15 protein-coding genes are annotated in these 16,239 nt (G+C 69.6%); 10 read left to right on the top strand and 5 right to left on the bottom strand.

Translation table 11 applies throughout. From position 1 onward, the window contains the following. Positions 1–271 precede the first annotated feature (271 nt). From istA to ACGF5C_RS27385, 4 genes are all read left to right on the top strand, one after another. On the top strand, positions 272–1,843 hold the full coding sequence (gene istA, locus ACGF5C_RS27400; RefSeq protein ID WP_393306166.1) for an IS21 family transposase: 1,572 nt from the start codon (positions 272–274) through the stop codon (positions 1,841–1,843). Continuing rightward, positions 1,843–2,034 carry a hypothetical protein gene (locus ACGF5C_RS27395; RefSeq protein WP_393306156.1) on the top strand — a complete coding sequence of 64 codons (192 nt, stop codon included), beginning with the start codon at positions 1,843–1,845 and terminating at the stop codon, positions 2,032–2,034. Before istA ends, ACGF5C_RS27395 begins: the two co-directional genes overlap by 1 nt. Then, positions 2,031–2,807 carry an IS21-like element helper ATPase IstB gene (istB, locus tag ACGF5C_RS27390; RefSeq protein ID WP_393306154.1) on the top strand — a complete coding sequence of 259 codons (777 nt, stop codon included), beginning with the start codon at positions 2,031–2,033 and terminating at the stop codon, positions 2,805–2,807. Before ACGF5C_RS27395 ends, istB begins: the two co-directional genes overlap by 4 nt. 391 nt (positions 2,808–3,198) lie before the next feature. Then, positions 3,199–4,236: a protein-L-isoaspartate O-methyltransferase gene (locus ACGF5C_RS27385; RefSeq protein ID WP_393306152.1), complete on the top strand. Its 1,038-nt coding sequence runs from the start codon at positions 3,199–3,201 to the stop codon at positions 4,234–4,236. Positions 4,237–4,399: 163 nt separating this feature from the next. Here ACGF5C_RS27385 and ACGF5C_RS27380 read toward each other — a convergent pair whose 3' ends face one another. The 4 genes from ACGF5C_RS27380 to ACGF5C_RS27365 form a co-directional block, all read right to left on the bottom strand. After that, entirely contained in the window at positions 4,400–4,951 is a 552-nt protein-coding gene (locus ACGF5C_RS27380; RefSeq protein WP_393306150.1) for an NUDIX hydrolase, read from the bottom strand. A 33-nt stretch (positions 4,952–4,984) separates the two neighbouring features. After that, positions 4,985–6,175: a hypothetical protein gene (locus ACGF5C_RS27375; RefSeq protein ID WP_393306148.1), complete on the bottom strand. Its 1,191-nt coding sequence runs from the start codon at positions 6,173–6,175 to the stop codon at positions 4,985–4,987. A gap of 5 nt (positions 6,176–6,180) precedes the next feature. Continuing rightward, the gene (locus ACGF5C_RS27370; protein ID WP_393306146.1) at positions 6,181–6,663 is read right to left on the bottom strand and encodes a hypothetical protein; all 483 of its coding nucleotides are present in this window, start codon (positions 6,661–6,663) and stop codon (positions 6,181–6,183) included. Between the two features lie 559 nt (positions 6,664–7,222). Beyond that, complete coding sequence (locus tag ACGF5C_RS27365) at positions 7,223–8,644, bottom strand: hypothetical protein (RefSeq protein ID WP_393306144.1); 1,422 nt, start codon at positions 8,642–8,644, stop codon at positions 7,223–7,225. Between the two features lie 294 nt (positions 8,645–8,938). Here ACGF5C_RS27365 and ACGF5C_RS27360 point away from each other — a divergent pair, with 294 nt between their 5' ends. From ACGF5C_RS27360 to ACGF5C_RS27335, 6 genes are all read left to right on the top strand, one after another. Beyond that, a complete protein-coding gene (locus ACGF5C_RS27360; RefSeq protein ID WP_393306142.1) occupies positions 8,939–10,387 on the top strand; it encodes an NAD(P)-binding protein in 1,449 nt (482 codons plus the stop codon). Beyond that, complete coding sequence (locus tag ACGF5C_RS27355; RefSeq protein WP_393306140.1) at positions 10,384–11,673, top strand: hypothetical protein; 1,290 nt, start codon at positions 10,384–10,386, stop codon at positions 11,671–11,673. Before ACGF5C_RS27360 ends, ACGF5C_RS27355 begins: the two co-directional genes overlap by 4 nt. Beyond that, the gene (locus ACGF5C_RS27350; protein WP_393306138.1) at positions 11,670–12,548 is read left to right on the top strand and encodes a class I SAM-dependent methyltransferase; all 879 of its coding nucleotides are present in this window, start codon (positions 11,670–11,672) and stop codon (positions 12,546–12,548) included. The genes ACGF5C_RS27355 and ACGF5C_RS27350 overlap by 4 nt, the downstream gene beginning before the upstream one ends. Further along, positions 12,545–13,159 (top strand): GTP cyclohydrolase II, encoded by a 615-nt coding sequence (locus tag ACGF5C_RS27345; RefSeq protein WP_393306136.1) that lies wholly within the window; start codon positions 12,545–12,547, stop codon positions 13,157–13,159. Before ACGF5C_RS27350 ends, ACGF5C_RS27345 begins: the two co-directional genes overlap by 4 nt. Positions 13,160–13,363: 204 nt before the next feature. After that, positions 13,364–14,755, top strand: coding sequence for a UDP-glucose dehydrogenase family protein (locus ACGF5C_RS27340; RefSeq protein WP_393306134.1), 1,392 nt, complete (start codon positions 13,364–13,366; stop codon positions 14,753–14,755). Positions 14,756–15,038: 283 nt separating this feature from the next. After that, entirely contained in the window at positions 15,039–15,182 is a 144-nt protein-coding gene (locus ACGF5C_RS27335; RefSeq protein ID WP_393306133.1) for a hypothetical protein, read from the top strand. 68 nt (positions 15,183–15,250) lie between these two features. Here the strand turns inward: ACGF5C_RS27335 and ACGF5C_RS27330 are convergent, their stop codons facing one another. After that, complete coding sequence (locus ACGF5C_RS27330; protein ID WP_393306131.1) at positions 15,251–16,210, bottom strand: hypothetical protein; 960 nt, start codon at positions 16,208–16,210, stop codon at positions 15,251–15,253. Positions 16,211–16,239 lie beyond the last annotated feature (29 nt).

The raw sequence follows: 16,239 nt of genomic DNA, 5'->3' as shown, positions 1-16,239 counted from the left end.
TCGGCGTCATCGGAGCCCAGGTCCTGGCCCATCTGCTGCCCGAACGCCGCCTACGCATCAAGGCCCGCATGATCAAACGCTCGAACAGCAAATACTGTCGGCGATCACGTAATTCCCCCATTTGACGGGGTTTCGATCACGTAATTCCCCCAGCCGGTCACGGAATTCCCCCAGGGGAGCACGTGCGTGGCGTCGGGGTCTGGTCCTCGCAGGCGGTCAGTCTGCCTCCATCCGAGCGGTGGGGGCGCCGATGGCGAGGAGAAGCTTCTACGTGATCGACATCGTCGAGATTCTGGTGCATTGGTATGCGGGCCGGTCGCAGCACGAGCTGGCGGCCAGCCTGGGTGTGGATCGCAAGACGATCCGTAAGTACACGGCGCCGGCGGTCGCGGCCGGGATCGCACCGGGCGGTCCGGCGCGTAGCCAGGACGAGTGGGCGCAGCTGGTGCGGGGCTGGTTCCCGGAGTTGGTGGATACCCGGCTGCGGCAGGTGACCTGGCCGGCGATCGAGGTGCACCGTGACCACATCGCCGAGCAACTGAAGGCGAACGTGACCGCGGCGACGATCCATCAGCGGCTGCGTGACGAGCATGGGTTGGACGCGTCGGTGGCGTCGTTTCGCCGGTGGGTGCGGGCCAACCTGCCGGAGGAGACCCGCCGTTCCCAGGTGCGGGTGCTGGGCGACACGCCGCCTGCGGGGCACGAGGCGCAGGTCGACTACGGCCGGTTGGGGATGTGGACCGACCCGGACACCGGTAGGCGGGTGACGGTGTGGGCGTTCGTGATGGTGTTGTCGCACTCGCGGCACATGTTCGTGCGCCCGGTGCTGAGGATGGACCAGCGCGCGTGGACCGAGGCACACGTGGAGGCGTGGCGGTTCTTCGGCGGTGTCCCGGAACGGATCGTTCCGGACAACCTGGCCACCGGGGTGGAACGCGCCGACCTCTACGACCCGAAGCTCAACCGCTCGTATGCGGAGTTGGCCGAGCATTACGGGCTGCTGGTCGACCCGGCCCGGGTGCGTAAGCCCCGCGACAAGCCGCGGGTGGAGCGGCCGATGCCGTATGTGCGGGACTCGTTCTGGCGGGGCCGGCAGTTCACCTCTCTGGCCGAGATGCAGACGGCGGCGGTGCGCTGGTGCGCCGAGGTTGCCGGGCAGCGGGCCTGCCGGCCCCTTGACGGCGCCGCCCCAGCTGCCGTGTTCGCCGCCGTGGAGGCGGAAGCGTTGCAGCCGTTACCGGCACGGCCGTTCGTCATCGCGACGTGGTCGACCGGCAAGGTCGGCCCGGACATCCACGTCAAGGTTGGTAAGGCGTTGTACTCGGTGCCGTGGCGGCTGATCGGGCATCGTCTGGACGCGAGGGAGACCTGGACCACCGTCCAGTTGTTCCACGATGGACAACTGGTGGCCACGCATGCCCGGGCTGGCAAGGGCAAGCGCACCGACATGTCGCACTACCCGCCGGAGAAGATCGCGTTCGCGATGCGCACCCCGGCGTGGTGCCGCCGACGGGCCGGTGAGATCGGACCGGCAACCGCCGGGGTCATCGCGGCCCTGTTGGAGGTCGGGGCCCTGTTCCGGCTGCGCTCGGCCCAGGGCGTGCTCGGCCTAGCCGACAAGCACGGCCCCGAGCGGCTGGAGTTGGCCTGCGCCAAGGCGATCACGGCAGGTGACCCGTCCTACCGCACGATCAAGGGCATCCTCGCCGCCGGCGCGGAGACCGACCCGCCACCACCATCGACCGGGGACGGCGGCGCCAGCGCGCACCTGCACGGCCCGGCCGCGCTGTTCGGCAACGTCTACCCGCTGCCCAGCCGCGACGGCGGCGAGGGGGTGGCCTGATGAGCACCGACGTTCCCGCCTACCCGATCCACCGACCCGACAGCCGTGCCGACGACCGGTTCACCGTCGGGCTGGCCCTCGACGTCGCCGACGTCCTTACCCGCCACGGCTACCCGCCACTGACCCGCGGCGTCGACCTGCTGCGCCTGCAACAGGCCCTGTTCACTCTCATCTACCAGGAGCAACCATGACCGTCATCGACGTCGCCCTGCACGCCAGCCTCCGCACGCTGAAGCTGTCCGGCATGCTGGAAACCCTCGACGCCCGCCTCGCCCAGGCCCACGCCGGACAACTCGGGCACCTGGACTTCCTGCAAGTGCTCTGCCAGGACGAGATCACCCGCCGGGAGACCATGTCCATGCACCGGCGGCTGCGCCGGGCTCACTTCGACGAGCAGACCACCCTGGAAGGCTTCGACTTCGCCGCCAGCCCGAAACTGCCCGCCGCGCAGATCCGCGACCTCGCCGCACTGCGCTGGCTGCACAGCGGCGAGTCAGTCCTGCTGCACGGACCGGTCGGTGTCGGGAAAACCCATGTCGCGCAAGCCCTCGGGCACCTCGCCATCCGCCAAGGCGCCGAAGTCCGCTTCTCCAAGACCAGCCGCATCCTGGCCCACCTCGCCGGCGGCCACGCCGACCGCACCTGGCCCAAACGCCTCGCCGAACTCACCCGACCCCACCTGCTGATCCTCGATGACTTCGCGATGCGCGAGCACACCCCGCAGCAAGCCGACGACCTCTACGAACTGATCTCAGAACGAGCCCAGGCCGGCCGATCCCTGATCACCACGTCCAACCGCAACCCGCCCGACTGGTATCCGCTGTTCCCCAACCCCGTCGTGGCCGAGTCCCTGCTCGACCGGCTCATCAACACCAGCCACCAGGTCTTCATGAACGGCCCCAGCTACCGGCCCAACAAACGACCCGGACGCGCCGTCCCCCAGTCCACCAAGAACCCGAAGTAGAGAAGTACAGTCACCCCACAGGGCCAGCACCAGGGGAATTGCGTGATCGCAGCCCGGGGGAATTACTCGATCGCCCACAATACCAAGCCCGCGGCCCCGACATCGACCGACACAGCTATAAAGCCACGACCAGCATCAACATCATCAGCCCCGACCCTTGACACCCAAACCGTCCGCCTAACTGAACGGCGTTGGTTCTAGCCATGCAGGCACCGGCGTCCGGGCGGCCCGCCGACGCGGTCGACCACCGCGGCGATCCACGCCGATTCGAAGCCAACCCCCCGGATCATCACGTCGATGGGAGAGAGCTCTTCCGCATTCGGACAGGATCCGCGACGTGAACATCTGAGCTCACCGACCCACGCCACCGCTCCATTCCGGAAGGAAGCCTGTGACCGCCGCCGATCCGCTGCTCAGCAGCGTCCCCGAGCCCTACTACGTCCACAACGAGGACCGCGGTGAAACCCTGCACCGATCCGCACCGGAAGCCATCCAGCGCGACGTGATCGCCCTCCAGGTGCGGGACGGCGACCACGTGCTAGAAATCGGCACCGGCACCGGATACTCCGGCGCGCTGCTCGCCGCCCGAGCCGGCACATCGGGGCGCGTCACCAGCGTCGACATCAGCGACCACCTCGTCGCATGGGCGAACCGCCTACACGGCCAACGCGGCGTCACCACGATCACCTGCCATCTCGCCGACGGCATGAACGGCTACCCGCCGCACGCCCCCTACCAACGCATCGCGGCCTGGTGTACACCCCCACGACTGCCCCAGGCATGGGTAGATCAACTCACCCCGGACGGCCGGATCGTGGCCTGCCTGCCCATCGCCGCGCAGCCGTCCACCACCCTGATCGCGACCATCACCCTGGCCGCGGGACAACCACGCATCGAGACCGTCACCTTCGGCGGCTACGCCCAGAGCACCGCCACCGCCGTGGACGACGCCCTGACCATCCCGGGACGCTGGGTGGACCACCACGTCGACCAGCCCCACCCGGCATGGATATCCATCGGCTGGCGCGACCACGACGACCCGCAACACACCGGCGCCCGCACAGCGCTCCACCTGCTACTCAACCCCAGCCACACCGACACCTACCACCGCGCGCCCCTGGACTGGCTGTCATGGACGGCCTACTCCGTCATCGCCGGCGGCCCACAACGCAGCATCACCGCCCTACGCGACGGAAGGCGCGGCATCGGACACACCACCGCGACCACCGCCGCCGTCATCCTGACCGACGGCACCATCCTCGCCAACACCGCGACTTCCCCGTCCCTGACCGCGCTGCAGACCTGGCTGCACCACTGGGAGCAGGCAGGACGACCCGGAGCCGCATGGTTCGGCACCAGCCTTGTCCCCAACGACGAGGACGACCTACCCGGCTGGGACCTCCGGATCACCGCCGGCGCCCGCCAGTGACCGTCCACTCGTAGTCACGATCGCCCGGTGCACTCGCCCACGCCGAGGCTACGAGCAAACGGGTGCGGGCCCGAAGGCAGACCGGTAGGCGCCGGAGCCGGAGCACGCGGCAACTCGCCGGCGGTCCAGCTCAATCAGACACCGCCCCGCCCGGTCAACCAGGTCACGCCGGCGCGTTCACCGCCCGCGCGATGCGCTGGCCCACGAGCCGCTCGGCCTCCGCCAGCGGATACCAGGCCGCACCTCGCACCTCCGACTCCTGGATCAGCCCCACGTCCGCGGAAGCGGTCACGAAGCAATACCCGAAGTCGAGATGGAAGTGTTCCGGTTCGCCCTTGTCGGGCCGGGCCGGAACCTGTCCGTACTCGACATACACCGGCAGCGGCGATGCCGGGACAACACCGGCGGGATCAACACCGGTTTCCTCCACCAGCTCCCGGACCGCCGCGTCGATCAGCGTGGCATCGGTCGACTCGAGGTGTCCCCCCGGCTGCAGCAGGATCCCGTAGGCGAGGTGATCGACAAGCAACACCTCGGCTCCACCACGCACCAGGAGCGCACCCACCGTGACGTGCATGGGCAGGTCGAACCGCGACGCGCAACCCGCTCCCTCAGTCAGCAGCTTCACCGGCACCGACAGCGACACGGCTTCGTCAGGGTAGACATCGAGGTAATCCGACAGGGCCCGCAAGATGTCCGAACTGTCGATCGCCACGATCCGCCTCCGTTGCCACTGCACAGCAAAGCCCTACCGCATCGCCTGCTCGAACAGAGCGAAAAGACCGCACACCGGCAGCCTCCCCAAACACCTACCGGGCTTCCCTACGCTACAAGCGGGCATGAGCGCCGGCGACGAGTACAGCTCGTGCAGGGCGAGGACGTACACGTCCAGGATGGGCACTCGGCTCCTTCGTGGTTGGGCTGCGGCCGCCCGCGCGGCCGGTCCGGGCACCGTCAGGTCGACACCCACTGAGGGCTCCCCGGGGCCTTCGGCGAGCGGCGGCAGGTCGCGGATCCGCTCGCGCAGCTCGCCGACGCCGGTCGCGTCGTTGCCCCCAAGCGCCTCGTCAAGCTGACGCAGGCGGGTGCGGGCGGTGGACCGCAGCCGCTCGGGCGGTACCTGGTCGAGGACGTCGGCCGCGCGCTGCGCCGCGTCGGTGGGGAAGTCAGGTGCTTCGGCCTGGGCCAGGACCAGCGTCGCCGCGGCCCAGCCGGGCGTGCCCGCCGAACATGCGGCCACCGACTGCTCGGCGAGCGCGCGTGCGGCGCCGGCGCGGCCGAGCGCCAGGTCGGCTTCCGCCTGGTGCAGCGTCATCTCGGCGGCGTCGAACCCGAAGCGGCCGGGCGCCCACCCGGCCGGGTCGGCGTCCAGGTCCCGCAGGGCGGCGCTGCGAGCCTCGTCGGCTACGTCGACGCGGCCGAGGACGGCGGCAGAGCGCAGCAGCGCCCACGCGGACAGCTGCGCGCGAACCAGTCCAGACGGTGCAGCGGCGACGCCATGCTCAGCGGCCGTGAAGGCCGCGTCGAACTGGCCGGCCGCGCGGGCCATCATGCTGCGGGCGCCCCAGGCCCAGGCCACGAGCCGGGTGTCACCGGCCCAGGTGCCGTAGGTGGTGGCGGTGCCCAGGTGCGTGCGTGCTCCGGAGCCGTCGCCGAGGTGGTACGCGAGGTTGCCCAGCAGCGCGGACAGCCACCCAACCTGACGCTGCAGATCGGTCATCGTCGCGCCGGCGCGGCGGGTCAGGATGCCGGAGAGCAGCAGCCGCGTCCGGCGCACCTCGTCGAAGAGCAGCTGAGGGGCGTGACGGGAGTAGTTGAGGCTGTAGTGTTCGACGGCGGCCTCGGCCAGGTCGATCGCCTCGCTGTCGCCGTCGGGGTTGACCAGCAGGGCGAGCTCCAGCGACTCACGTACGGCCCGCAGCCCCGCGGCACTGGTCATCGACCTTATCCCTCCGGACCACCGGCGCCGGTCGCCCCCTGCTTCCGCTGATCGTACCGAACCGGTGACCGATGCGACACAACCGCCCGCGGGAGCGGCCCTTCGGTTTCGAGTCCCAGCTGCGCCGGTCCGGTGCGGTAGACCCGGCACAGCATCCGGGCGTACTCCGGGCCTGGGCGCTCCGCGCCGTGCTCCCACCGGCACAGCATCTGCTCCGACAGCCCCGGCGGCCGCAGCCCGTCACCGTGGTACAGCGCGGCGATCTGGGCGACCGTGTCCGCCCGAGACCAGCCGAGGGCGAACCTGCAGGCTTCAAGCGCGCTCACCTCCGGCAGGCCGTCGCGGATCGCGGCGACGATCCGCTCGGTCGTCTGGCCCTCACGCTGGCAGCGTCGGCGAATCTGCCCCGCCTCACGCTGGATGGCCGCGCGACGCGAGCGAGTGACAGGGACCACGGGCACCCCCTGCAGAGACAGGCACAGCTCCACTGACGGTAACCAAACGCGTCATCGAGCGTAAGCGATGCCTGCGTCATTGCGGGTCGCCCGCAATCCCCGCGCCCATCAACGGCAATGACGGCGCAAGGGTCGCCAGCCGACGCTGATCTAGCGGCCGGCCTACCCGGCCGGAGGCCAACCCGAGGGGGCGAGACAGGCTTCCTGCGGCGCGTCAGCCAGACCGAGCAACCGGGCCGAACCGATGGCCAGCGCACCGCCGCTGGTCAAACCGCACGCGGCGGCTGTCCAGGAACGCTGCGCGCTGGCATCGATGCGTTGTCCCAACCAATCCGGATCCAGGTCATCGTGTCGGGACGCCGGAGGCCGGAGCAGCCGGTTTCGACTATCTGTGGGCAATCGGAGGAGTGGGTATGCCGCTTCGGGGTCGGTGCCATGGCCGCGTCGGCTGTGTGGCCCTGTTACGCCAGCAGGACTCGCTCGCGGTGCAGATCGAGGCCCACGGGATGCCGAATGGCGGGATTCGTGGTGGTCGTGGTGTGGTCCCGGGTGGGTGCGGCGGAGTTGTGCTGACTGGTGCTGGCTGGGCCGGTTACCGGGGTGTGGTTGGTCGTGCTGGTGTGGGCAGGGTGCGTAGTTGGTTGACGAGGTTGCGGACGGCTGGCGAGCGTGGGGCGGCTGGGGCGAGTTCGTCGTGGAGTCGCAGGAGGAGCGCAACGCTGCGCACGGAGCTGACGGCGGGTAGGCGGCCGAGGGCGAGTCGGGCGGTGCTGACGGCGAGGTCGAGGTCGCCGGCGGCGGTGTGGGCGAGGCTGAGCCATGCGCCGTGGCGTAGTGCGGAGCGTTGTGGCGCGTCGGTGGGGCTGGTGTGTGCGCGGGCGTGGAGGAGTTGGCCGGCGTGGTGGAGCAGTTGTTTGCGTCGGGTCGGCACGCGCTCGGCTAGGACGACGAGGCCGCGTCCGGTGATCGCGTCGAGTTCGGTGCGGTCGATGTATGAGGCCCATCGAGGGAGCGATGTGTCGGGTGTGGTGTCGAGGAGTTCGAGGGTGTCGTGGCGCGTCCGTGTGTAGCTGGTGAGGTCGCCGGCGACGGCGTGGGCGAGGCTGCTGCGGGCGGCGACCAGGGCGCGGACGGCGGGTGGTGTGGTCGCTGCGGATTCTTGCGCCGCTGCGGCGAGTTGTAGGGCGTCGAGGGCGTGGCCTCGGTCGGCGGCCTGGTTGGACATGAGGGCCAGGATGCTGGCGGCGAGGCCCGGTTCTGCGGCCGTGTGCGCGGCGCGCAGGGCGGTGAGATACCAGCGTTGCGCGATGCCGTCTTCGCCTGCGTCGAATGCCATGAATCCGGCGGTCTGCGCGAGCTGTGCCAGGGCGGCGGCCAGGCGGCGGCCGGCTGCGGCGTTGTAGGAGGCGCGGCGGAGGAGCCGGGCGACGGCGGCGAATTGGTCGTTGACGAACCCTCGTGCGGCGCCGCCCTGGTTGTCGTCGAGTTGTTGGGCTTGCGCGACGACGGTGTCGATCATGTCTAGCAGTGGCGGGCTGACGGGACCGCCGTCGCCTGCGGTGGCGACAAGGTCTGGGGCGGGCTGTTGTAACGCGGCCCAGGCGGGGGCGGTCAGCGCGGCGCCGGTGACGGCGATGATGGTGCGACGGGTCGGCACTGGTCCTCCTACGAGGCTGAGCAGTCCGTTGCTGTCCCAGGGTAGATCCATCGCGTGGTCTGCCGGCAGGGCAGGCTGGGGACGTGGCGCGGCCTGGCCCCAGACGTCCGCGTACCGCAGCTCGGTGTGGAGTTGGGCGGAGAGCAGCTCGACGACGAGCTCGGGTATGTCGCCGTGCGGCACGGCGCCGTCTGCGATCCACTTGTATGGGGTCTTGGCGTGGACTCTGCGGCTGTTGCCGCGTGCCGCCAAGACGGCGTTGATCCGTCGGGCCAGGGCCTCCGGTCGCCATCGCGCCTCGTGGAGCAGATCGGACAGGCGTTGGTTGGTCCGGGAAGTGGTTGGCTCGGCTTCCATGGTCGGGGCCTCCCTTGCGGGTGCCGGAGGTAGGGCGGCGGGCTCGACAGTAGCGGCCCGATCCGTGGCGGAGAAGGAAACGCACCATCCGCACCAGGTGCCGCACGAGCCGCACCGATGGCACCGCGTCGACCTCTGCCCCGGACGCCCGGCAGCGGCGACAGTCGATTACGGGCGCGGCGGACATCGAGGCGCCGCGTTCCTCGTCTCGGGCTTCACGTCTGCTCGGTGTCTGCCGCCACGAGGAAGGCCGCGACACCAGGCAGGCCAGCCACCGGTCAGAAGGGATCCGCGATGTTCGTCGATGTTGTTGTCGTCGGTGCTGGCCCGGGTGGGTTGGCTTGCGCCCACACGGTGGTGCGCCAGTCTCCGGGCCGGCGGGTGTTGCTGCTGGAGGCCGGGCGGGGGTTGCGGAATCGACCGTGTCCGGTGGACCGTGGGTTGCGGTGCACGGGGTGCGCCGGGATCTGCAACGTGATCAGCGGCTTCGGTGGCTGTGTGCACTACGGCGACGGGGTGAAGTTGAGTCTGCTGCCCTCAGGCCGGCGCCTCATCGATCATTTCGGCGAGCCCCGCGCCGGCGAGTTGTGCGAGCGCGCGTTCCAGTTCCTGACCGCGCCGATGCCGCAGCGGCCGGTGCTGCACGGGACGAGGCTGGGTGCGCCGGTCATCGAGGCGTTCGCCGGTAACGGTCTGGCTATCCGGGAGTACCCGGTCGCGGTCCTGGGCGAGACGCAGGTCCGGACCATGCTCACGGCGCTGCATGGCTACCGCGACGACGCCCTGACGGTGTGGGAGAAGTCGGAGCTGGTTGCCGCCGCCCTCACCGGGGACCGGCTGACGGTGACGGTAGCGACGCACGGTGGCCTCGTCACGGTCGAGACGGCACGTCTGGTGCTGGCCACGGGCCGGCGCGGGGTGACCAGCACCCACAACCTCCTGACGGCGTTCGGGGTGCAGACGATCGCGCCGGACATGTCGCTGGGCGTGCGTCTCGAGACGAGGGCCGAGGTGCTGGCCGCGATCGGCGTCGAGCACCCCGATCTGAAGATCACCCAGCTAGAGCGGGTGGAGCGCAAGACGAAGACGTTCTGTTTTTGCGGCGGCCCGAACGGTGGCCGGATCAAGTTCACCAACTACCAGCGGTCGTTCGGGCGCGAGGTGATCACTCTCGACGGGCATGAGACCACCGAACGCAGCCCCGGGACCCGTCCGCTGGCGGCGAACTTCGGCCTGCTGTGCCAGCTCGCCCGACCCGGCACCAGCACCGCGGTCCGGGCCGAGATCCTGTCCGACTACTGGCGGCTCAGCGCCGGCCGGCCGGTCGCGCAGAGCCTGCGCGCGTTCATGGCCAGAACGGACGAGCCGCGGAGCTGGCCGGAGTTGGCGGCGGCGGTGACGTTCGAGCCATCCGTCAAGGACCTGACCACAGGCCGGCTGGACAGCTTGTTCACCGGCGCCGAGCACGCCAGCCTCATCGAGAGCTTCCGCCGCGTCATGGGCTCGATCCTGGACCACGCCGGCACCGGCCTGACCGTGGATGATCTCACCGACGACGTCCTCGTGATCGGGCCGGAGGTCGAGTTCCTGTGGGACCGGGTCCCGGTCGACCAGGACTGCAGGGTGCCGGGCCTGCCGATCTACGTGGTCGGTGATGCCGCCGGGATCGCCCAAGGCATCGTGCAGGCCGCCATGATGGGCGTCGCCGCAGGCGAGGCCATCGCGAACGGCACGCTGGCATGACCGCCGCCACGACCCGCCGCCCGGTGGTGGACCGGTTCACCCCGCTCTACCCGGCATCCGCGATGAGGTTGCCGGTCATTCCCAGCCTCCCGATGCCTCGACTACCCGCGCCGCCACCGGACGTGCGCAACCTCAGCCCGCACTACCGCGACCACTACGGCCCCCACATCCTGCGCGAATACCCGGCCGGAGATTCCGGGGGCCGGATCGCGGTCATCGACAAGGCGTTCCCGCACAGCGTCTACGACCTGATGCTGCTCGCCACGATCGGCGACGACAGGACCATCGCGTCGTCGGTCAGCGATGTCCCCGAGGCCATGCTGAGGACGCTGCTCACGTTCTGCGGGCAGTTCGTCCGCTACGTCCACGCCCGCTCGACTCAGCGTCGGTTCGCACTCGACGGGGCGCAGCTGATGATCGGCACGAACTACGACCCGGCCACGGTCGACCGAGACAACGGGCAGTGGTGGGACAAGCGGATGCACTGGCACCTCAACTGCTGGCCCGCGACCGTCTACCGCGACGCCTCGATCATGCCGCTGGGCGAGGTCAACGATCTGAACCGGCGGCGGGCGCTGGTCGACCCCATCGCGTATCTCGCCGCGCAGATCATGCATGACGCGTTCCGGACGCAGCCGCTGCCCGCCGGCTGCCGGCTCGTGGGCGAGGCGGATATGCCCTGCGACGGGGGACCGGTCGGATTCAAGATCACTGTACCGGGCTGGGACTTCCTGCATAACGCCGCCTGCGCCCGGCTACTCGTCCACCTTCACGACGTGGCCGCAGGCGCGTACGCGCAGCTACGGCAGTGCTTCACCGGCAGCCTGGCGGCGTCACCGCCGTGGACCCGCCCGGGGCTGCTGCCGCCCGGTCAGGTCGCGGCGAACCTCGACGACCTCGCCTGGCTCTCCGAACCCAGCCGGCGGGGCCTGGTCGTGCTGAGGTCGCTGCTCCGGGACGTCACCGCCGGTGAGATGGACCTGATGCGCGCCGACATGACCCTCGCGAACCGGTGCCTGACCCTGGCCGGCCTGGACTACCACCTCGGATTCTGGTCCCCACCCCAACCCGACAGCTCGCGCGGCCATCCGCCGGTGTACCTCGTGATGCAGTTCAAGCTGCTCAGCGCTATCGGCAGCAGCCCCGCGATCGCAGGAGGCGTCGCCTCGATCCTCGACCGCTTCCACGGCCCGACCATGTCGGCGCAGCAGACCCACCTGCGCCGACAGTTCCAGGACCGCTTCCTCGCGCTCCTGGACTGCCACACGCCGCAGGCGGCACCGTGACCCGCCCTGCACCCGACGCCGCCATGCAGGCGAGCATCAACCCGGAGATCCTCGACTTCTACTCCCACGGTGCCGAACAGGCACGCCTGGCCGACCCACGTCGCCGCGTCGAGTACCTACGCACCCGCGACATCCTGACCCGTCACCTGCCCCCCACCGGAACGGTCGCCGACGTCGGCGGCGGGCCCGGCGCGTACGCGCTTGCGCTGGCCGCCGACGGCTACCACGTCCACCTCGTGGACCCCGTCCCCTTGCACCTGGAGCAAGCCGCCACCACGTCCGCCCACGCCGAGGCGCCGCTGGCCTCGATCCTGCGCGGGGACGCCCGTCAGCTGCCGCTCGCCTCCCGCAGCTGCGACGCCGTGCTGCTGCTCGGCCCGCTGTATCACCTCACCGACGCCGCCGACCGCGCCCAAGCCTGGGCCGAGGCGCACCGCGTGCTCGTCCCGGGCGGCGTGCTCGCCGCCGCGGCAACATCGCGCTTCTACACCACCTGGGAATACCTCGCCAAGAACCTCTACGACGACCCGGCCGTGGAGACGATCCTGGCCCGGCATCTCCGCGACGGACAACACCGCAACCCCACCGGCGACCGCCGGCTGTTCACCACCGGCTACTTCCACACCCCGGACGACCTCGCCACCGAAGCCACCACCGCCGGCCTGCGCCCACACGCCCTGCTCGCGGTCGAAGGCGCCGCAAAACTGCTGCCCGACCTCGCCGAGCGCCTCCGCGACCCACACCGCCGCGACCTGCTCCTGCGCGCGATCCGCCGGATCGAGGCAGAACCCTCACTGCTCGGCATGTCCGAACACGTCCTGCTCATCGCCCACAAGCCCACACCCGACAGCACCGCCACGCAGGAGACACGATGATCACCACCGTCCGGCTCGCCGGCTGCGATCTACCCACCCCGCATGGGCATCTCCGACTGCACGTCTTCGGCCCGCAGGCCGGGCCCGAGGAGGTCCTCGCCGCCGTGCACCGCCCCCGTCCCGCCGACGGGCAGACCCCACTGGTGCGGATGCACAGCGCCTGCGCCACCGGTGACCTGCTCGGATCCCTCAAGTGCGACTGCGGCCCCCAACTGGCCACATCCCTGCACATGATCGGCGCATCCGACTACGGGATCCTGCTCTACCTGCTGCGCCACGAAGGCCGCGGCATCGGCCTCGCCGCCAAGATCCGCGCCTACACCCTCATGGACCAGGGATACGACACCGTCGCCGCGAACGCCGCCGTCGGCGCGCCCACCGACGCCCGCGACTACCAGCCGGCCGCGGACGCGCTGACCTGGCTCGGCGTCACCGCCGTGCACCTCGCCACCAACAACCCCCGCAAGATCGACGCCCTCCGCGCCGCCGGGATCACCGTCGACCGCGTCCCACTATCCGGTTTCGTCACCCCCGCAAACCGCGACTATCTCCACCAGAAGGACACCCTGCTGGGGCACCTGAACAGCAGCGCGGCCACCGCAACTTCCTGACCATTCGCCCACCTGGACACGACCCGCCGCTTGCCGTTGATATGTATCATTCCGGCGTGCAACAGGCAGGCCGTTGGCGCTCCCGCCGGGGCCGACGATCGCACGCACTGATGGCGCGCCGACGGACGCTGGACAGCGCCACGCTGACGTCTCGAACTCGAATCACCACACGTCGCTCTCGCTGATGGGAAGAGGACACGCGCAATGAAGGTCTGTGTTGTCGGCACCGGATACGTCGGTCTCACCACCAGCGTCAGCCTGGCCTTCCTCGGCCACGACACCACCTGCATCGACCTCGACAAGCAGAAGATCGACACCCTCCGTGCCGGCCAATGCCCGATCTACGAGCCCCACCTCGAAGCGCTCCTGGAACAGGCCGCCCCCCACATCACGTTCACCACCGACTACGCCGTCGGCGTACCCGACGCCGACGTCGTGTTCATCGCCGTGCAGACGCCGCAACTGGACAACGGCAACCCCGACCTGCAGTACCTGCGGTCCGCCGCCGAAAGCGTCGCCCAGCACCTTCGCGGCGATTTCACCGTCGTGGTCAACAAGAGCACCGTCCCGATCGGCTCCGGCAACTGGGTCGACGCGATCCTGCGCGAAGCGTACGAACGCCACCACGGCCACCGCCCCGACGGGCGATTCGCCGTAGCGTCGAACCCCGAGTTCCTGCGCGAGGGCACCGCGCTCGCCGACACTCTCTACCCGGACCGGATCGTCATCGGCTCCGACAGCCAAGCCAGCCTGGACGTCCTCAACCAGCTCTACCGTCCCATCCTCAACCAGTCCTTCACCCCGCCCACCGTGCTGCCCCGCCCCGCCGGCATGAGCGCCGTGCCGCTGGTCTCCACCGACCTGGCCTCCGCCGAGCTGATCAAGTACGCGGCCAACGCCTTCCTCGCCCTCAAGATCAGCTACATCAACGAGATCGCCGCCATCGCCGGCAAGGTCGGCGCCGACATCCGCGAAGTCGCCCGCGGCACCGGCCTCGACGCCCGCATCGGCCCCCGCTTCCTGAATCCCGGCATCGGCTGGGGCGGATCCTGCTTCGGCAAAGACACCGCAGCCCTCATCGCCACCGCCAGCGAATACCACCTCCCCACGCCAATCGTCACCGCCGCCCGCGACGTCAACCACCGCCAACGCACCAAGGTCGTCGACCGACTCCTCGACGAACTCCACATCATCAAAGGCCGAAAGATCGGCATCCTCGGCCTCGCGTTCAAACCCGACACCGACGACCTACGCGACTCACCCGCCATCGACATCGCGAACCTGCTCCTCGAACGCGGCGCCCGAATCACCCTGCACGACCCCGTCGCCTCAGACCGCTTTCGCCGCGAACAACCCACCCTGGCCGAGCACCTCGCCAACCGCGTCGAAGACGTGTTCGACGACGCCGACGCCATCGTGGTCGCCACCGAATGGACGCACTACCGCGACCTCGACTGGGCCAAGTTCGCCCCCACCATGCGCTCACCGCTGATCCTCGACGGACGACACTGCCTCAACGCCGACAGACTCACCGAGCTCGGCTACCGATACCTGACCATGACCGCGCCAGCCGTCCCGCCCCGCTCCCGCCCCTAACCAGGAATGCCAGGTAGACGGCGGGGACCTTTCCCCGCCGTTCCCGGGATCCGGGCGTGAGCCTCCCGGCTCATCCGGCTCACCGCCCTCAGGTTGTCAGGTCGTGTATCGCAGCGGGGCGCGAGCAGGTCAGGCGACCGCTGCCGGACGCCTCGTAGCGCGGACTCGGCGCGGACGACACGCATGAGGCTGTGCACGGCGTCAACGACCTGATCCTTGCCAGCCACTTCTGCGTGATCCGGAGTCCGCACGACAAGCCGCCTTGCGAGAGTACGAACGCGACATGGACGAACTCAGGACCGAGTTAGCCGAGGCGGGGCTGCCGTTCATCGAGGACCTAGTGCCGTTCCTGCTGCGCGGTCTCATCCGCACTCGCCGCGCCCGCGCCGACCGCCACTGGAAGCCGCCCGCACCGCTATACCCGTAGACAGATTCAGGCGCTACCTCCTGGCCGGACAGTCTGTTGCCGCCGGGTGGTCATCCGAGCGGACCGGGTTACTCCCACGTGTTGGGATCGACGTACGTATCGGTCTTTCTCAAGTACGGCACGGCGCGGGTCCACTCGCCGAGGAGCTTGGCGAAGCCGTCATCGTCGGTAGCCCAGACCTCGCCCAGTTCGACGGCCCCGGAGTCCCAGCGCGACTCGGTCACCACCATGGGAGCAACCGGGTCGCTCGCCCACTTGCTGCGCTGCTTTTGCGCCGGGCGGACGTACAGAACCTTCGAATGGACCTCATCCGGTTGGGGAAAGACCAGGTGCGCTTCGAGTGGGTCATCGTCCGCTGTGGCTCTGCCGCCGCTGGCGATACACGCCGCGACGAGTTGCTCGATGCGCACCAGTTGTTCGCGGGCGCCCCACCGTCGTGCTGGACTTGTTTCGAACACCCACGCCTGCACGATCCACCCGGCCGCGCCGTCTGGCAGCGGTCCAGCATCTCCGTTGCGCAGCGACCGAGTCACCTCGCACATCTGCCATATCCGCGAGGACGCGAGCTCCGGATCACGCCCGGTCGGCAGTAAGCGCAGCGCCTCGGCCCGTTCCGCCGCGTCGGCGGCGATCTCGTCGGCGATCGAAAGTCGCTGGGTCCGTGGCAATGAGCTGAACATCTCGGGCAGGTCTCCGGCGAGCAACCGCGCGAGGTCCTTGTGGCTCCACGCCTCCGCGTGGCGGTTACCCTCGTCGGCCATCAGCACGATCGGGTCGATCGTGGCCTCCGAATCACGCAACGCATCGATGATGTGTTCGATCACCTCCTCAATGGCCGGATGAGTATCAAGGAATGCCGCCGCGTCCCACGTGTCCTCAGACAGCCGTGTGAGGACGGTGGCGAGACGGGCAGCGCGCTCCGGGTCGTCAAGGGTGGTGATCTTGCAGCTTTGGTCGCACTCCTCGCCGGACCATGTCGCGATCACAGTGGTCCGGGGACCGGTGGGCAGAACGCTGTAGCTGGTCATTGCCAAGCTCCTGACGGGGTACAGAAAGC

The organism is Micromonospora sp. NPDC047620, from assembly GCF_043205005.1.
Classification (GTDB): Bacteria; Actinomycetota; Actinomycetes; order Mycobacteriales; family Micromonosporaceae; genus Micromonospora.
This window is presented reverse-complemented; position numbering and strand designations above follow the sequence as displayed.

Excerpts from the sequence above, each read along its gene's own strand:
- ACGF5C_RS27340 (WP_393306134.1), top strand. The coding sequence starts at position 13,364 with ATGAAGGTCTGTGTTGTCGGCACCGGATACGTCGGTCTCACCACCAGC.
- ACGF5C_RS27395 (WP_393306156.1), top strand. The coding sequence starts at position 1,843 with ATGAGCACCGACGTTCCCGCCTACCCGATCCACCGACCCGACAGCCGT.
- ACGF5C_RS27375 (WP_393306148.1), bottom strand. The coding sequence starts at position 6,175 with ATGACCAGTGCCGCGGGGCTGCGGGCCGTACGTGAGTCGCTGGAGCTC.
- ACGF5C_RS27335 (WP_393306133.1), top strand. The coding sequence starts at position 15,039 with ATGGACGAACTCAGGACCGAGTTAGCCGAGGCGGGGCTGCCGTTCATC.
- ACGF5C_RS27360 (WP_393306142.1), top strand. The coding sequence starts at position 8,939 with ATGTTCGTCGATGTTGTTGTCGTCGGTGCTGGCCCGGGTGGGTTGGCT.
- istB (WP_393306154.1), top strand. The coding sequence starts at position 2,031 with ATGACCGTCATCGACGTCGCCCTGCACGCCAGCCTCCGCACGCTGAAG.
- ACGF5C_RS27345 (WP_393306136.1), top strand. The coding sequence starts at position 12,545 with ATGATCACCACCGTCCGGCTCGCCGGCTGCGATCTACCCACCCCGCAT.
- ACGF5C_RS27365 (WP_393306144.1), bottom strand. The coding sequence starts at position 8,644 with ATGGAAGCCGAGCCAACCACTTCCCGGACCAACCAACGCCTGTCCGAT.
- ACGF5C_RS27330 (WP_393306131.1), bottom strand. The coding sequence starts at position 16,210 with ATGACCAGCTACAGCGTTCTGCCCACCGGTCCCCGGACCACTGTGATC.
- ACGF5C_RS27355 (WP_393306140.1), top strand. The coding sequence starts at position 10,384 with ATGACCGCCGCCACGACCCGCCGCCCGGTGGTGGACCGGTTCACCCCG.